Annotated in this window: 3 protein-coding genes and 1 pseudogene; 3 read left to right on the top strand and 1 reads right to left on the bottom strand. The window is 70.6% G+C overall.

The genetic code is table 11. The features are described 5' to 3' along the window. A pseudogene (locus tag C1J01_RS54235) lies at positions 1 to 178 on the top strand (IS982 family transposase); the annotation flags it as partial. A 21-nt stretch (positions 179 to 199) separates the two neighbouring features. Here C1J01_RS54235 and C1J01_RS47385 read toward each other — a convergent pair. Beyond that, the gene (locus C1J01_RS47385; RefSeq protein ID WP_220040477.1) at positions 200 to 676 is read right to left on the bottom strand and encodes a MarR family winged helix-turn-helix transcriptional regulator; all 477 of its coding nucleotides are present in this window, start codon (positions 674 to 676) and stop codon (positions 200 to 202) included. Positions 677 to 828: 152 nt separating this feature from the next. Between C1J01_RS47385 and C1J01_RS47380 the strand changes: the two genes are divergently transcribed. Together C1J01_RS47380 and C1J01_RS47375 are read left to right on the top strand one after the other, a co-directional pair. Further along, complete coding sequence (locus C1J01_RS47380; RefSeq protein ID WP_111185645.1) at positions 829 to 1,878, top strand: LLM class flavin-dependent oxidoreductase; 1,050 nt, start codon at positions 829 to 831, stop codon at positions 1,876 to 1,878. Between the two features lie 8 nt (positions 1,879 to 1,886). Beyond that, a complete protein-coding gene (locus C1J01_RS47375) occupies positions 1,887 to 2,573 on the top strand; it encodes an NADPH-dependent F420 reductase (RefSeq protein ID WP_111185643.1) in 687 nt (228 codons plus the stop codon). Positions 2,574 to 2,753 lie beyond the last annotated feature (180 nt).

The raw sequence follows: 2,753 nt of genomic DNA, 5'->3' as shown, positions 1-2,753 counted from the left end.
CGAAGCGATCATCTGGACGCTGAAGAACCAGCTCGGCCTCGAACGCCACAACGCCCGCCACCCAGACGGCCTGTGGGCGCGCATCAGCCAGCGCATCCTCGCCCTCAACGCCGTCATCTGGCACAACGGGAACATCGGCGCACCCGTGAAACGATCCCTGATCGCTTACGATCACTAACCCGAATTTCACATCAACGATCTAGCGGCGTCCGCGCGACGTGTCGAGGCGTTCGCGCAGTGTGGCGGCCAGGTCGCCGGCCGCGGTGAGCTGGCCGGGCGACAGCGCGTCGACGAAGAGCTCTCGGACGGCGCGCAGGTGCGGGATGGAGGCCCCGCGGAAGGCGTCGGCGCCTTCCGCGGTGAGGACGATCTCCGCGCCCCGGCTGTCGGTGGCGCAGTTCTCGCGCCGCACCAGCCCGCGCCGTTCCATGCGTCCGAGGTGATGGGACAGGCGGCTGCGCTCCCAGCCGATCGTCGCGGCGAGCTCGGACGGACGCAGCCGGTGTCCGTCCGCCTCGCTCAGCGCCAGCAGGACGGTGTAGTCGCCCGGCGACATGGACGATTCGTTCTGAAGACGCGAGGCGAGCTCGGAGCGCAGTGCTTCCGCTGTCTCGACGAAGTCTCGCCAGATCCGCAGTTCCTCGCTCGTCGGCAACTGGCGCCTGCGCTGCGTCACGGCCTCTCCTCCATGCGAAGTAATTGACATGTCAATAAGCCGCCGGACATACTTGACACGTCAATCATTCCCGGTCGTACGGCGGGTGGCAACATCCGGAGGATCGAGCCGGGCCCCGCTCGCGGCGGGGACACCCCTTGGAAGAGACCCCCATGACCGACATCACCTTCGGGCTGGACACCTTCGGCGACGTGCCGCAGGACGACGCCGGAGCCCTCCTCTCCCACGCCGCGGCGATCCGCCAGGTCCTCGACGAGGCACTGATCGCCGACGAGCTCGGCGTCGACGTGATCGCCCTGGGCGAGCACCACCGCTCCGAGTATTCGATCTCCACCCCGGAGACCGTGCTCGCCGGCATCGCGACGCGCACCTCGCGCATCCGCCTCGCCTCCGGCGTGACGGTGCTGAGCTCCGACGACCCGGTCCGGGTGTTCCAGCGCTTCGCGACCGTCGACGCGCTGTCGCGCGGCCGGGCCGAGGTGATCCTCGGACGCGGCTCCTTCACCGAGTCGTTCCCGCTGTTCGGCTACGACCTCGCGGACTACGACGTGTTGTTCGAGGAGAAGATCGAGCTCTTCGCCAAGCTGCTCGACGAACGGCCCGTCACCTGGAGCGGCACCGTACGCGCCCCGCTCGAGAACGCCGACGTCTTCCCCAAGACCGAGTCGGGCCGCCTGAGCACGTGGGTCGGCGTCGGCGGCTCGCCCCAGTCGGTCGTCCGCACCGCGCGCTACGGCCTGCCGCTCATGCTCGCGATCATCGGCGGCGCCCCCGACCGGTTCGCCCCGTACATCGATCTCTACCGGCGGGCCGCGGACCAGCTCGGCACGACGGCGCACCCCGTCGGGATGCACTCCCCCGGCTTCGTCGCCGACACCGACGAGGAGGCCAAGGAGGGGTTCTGGCCCGGCTTCAAGATGATGCGCGACCGGATCGGAGCCCAGCGCGGCTGGCCGCCGCTGCGCCGCGCCGAGTTCGACGCCGAGATCGAGCGCGGCTCCCTGTACGTCGGCTCGCCCGAGACCGTCGCCCGCAAGATGGCGGGAGCCATCCGCCGCCTCGGCGTCGGCCGGTTCGACCTCATCTACAGCTCGGGCCCGCAGCCGACCGGCGCCCGGTTGAAGGCCGTCGAGCTGTACGGCGGCAAGGTGATCCCGATGGTCCGCGACCTGCTCGCCGACCGTTCCTTCGACGGCCGGTGACGGCAATCATGAAACCCGACGACGTCCGTACCATCGGCATCCTGGGCGCCGGCAAGGTCGGCACCGTCCTCGCCCGCCTGGCTCTGGCGGCCGGCTACCGCGTGCTCGTCGCCGGCTCCGGCGACCCCGCCCGGATCGCCCTCATCGTCGAGGTCGTCACCCCCGGCGCGACCCCGGTGACCGCGGCGCGGGCCGCGTCCGAGGCGGACGTGACGGTGCTCGCCCTGCCGCTCGGCAAGCACCGTGACGTCCCGGCGGAGGCGCTGCGGGGCAAGCTCGTGATCGACGCGATGAACTACTGGTGGGAGGTCGACGGGGTGCGCGACGACCTCACCGACCCGCGTACCTCCACCAGTGAGATCGTCCAGGAGTTCCTGTCCGGAGCCCGGGTCGTCAAGGCGTTCAACCACATGGGCTACCACGACCTCGAGGACGGGGCCCGCCCTGCTGGCACACCCGGTCGCCGCGCGATCGCCATCGCAGGCGACCGGGCGGACGACGTGGAGATCGTCGCCTCGATCGTGGACGCGCTCGGCTTCGACCCGGTGACCGCCGGCCCGCTCTCCGAGGGCGTACGCATGGAGCCGGGAACGGAGCCGTTCGGCGCGAACGTCGACGCCGCCGAACTGCGCGCCATGCTCGCCCGTTTCCCCGAGTCGGCGCGCGGCCGCGCGATGCTCGGCCTGGAGCCCTAGCCGTACCGACCAAGGACGTGTTCAGGTGGCTACGCTGGATCCGAACCTGGGGGAGGTGGCGATCTGTATGGGTGACGGGCACGCGCCTGGCCGGTCCGAGCAGGAGGACCTGCTCTGCGCCGGATGGGAGAGTCACCGGTCCGCGGTCTTCGGCGTCGCCTACCGGCTGCTGGGGAGTGT

Source organism: Nonomuraea aridisoli (assembly GCF_003236395.1).
GTDB lineage: Bacteria > Actinomycetota > Actinomycetes > Streptosporangiales > Streptosporangiaceae > Nonomuraea > Nonomuraea aridisoli.
Note: the sequence above shows the minus strand (reverse complement) of the source record. Positions and strands in the feature narration are given on the sequence as shown.

Bases quoted from the DNA above. Each gene is read 5' to 3' on its own strand.
- C1J01_RS47380 (WP_111185645.1), top strand. From the start codon at position 829: ATGACCGACATCACCTTCGGGCTGGACACCTTCGGCGACGTGCCGCAG.
- C1J01_RS47375 (WP_111185643.1), top strand. From the start codon at position 1,887: ATGAAACCCGACGACGTCCGTACCATCGGCATCCTGGGCGCCGGCAAG.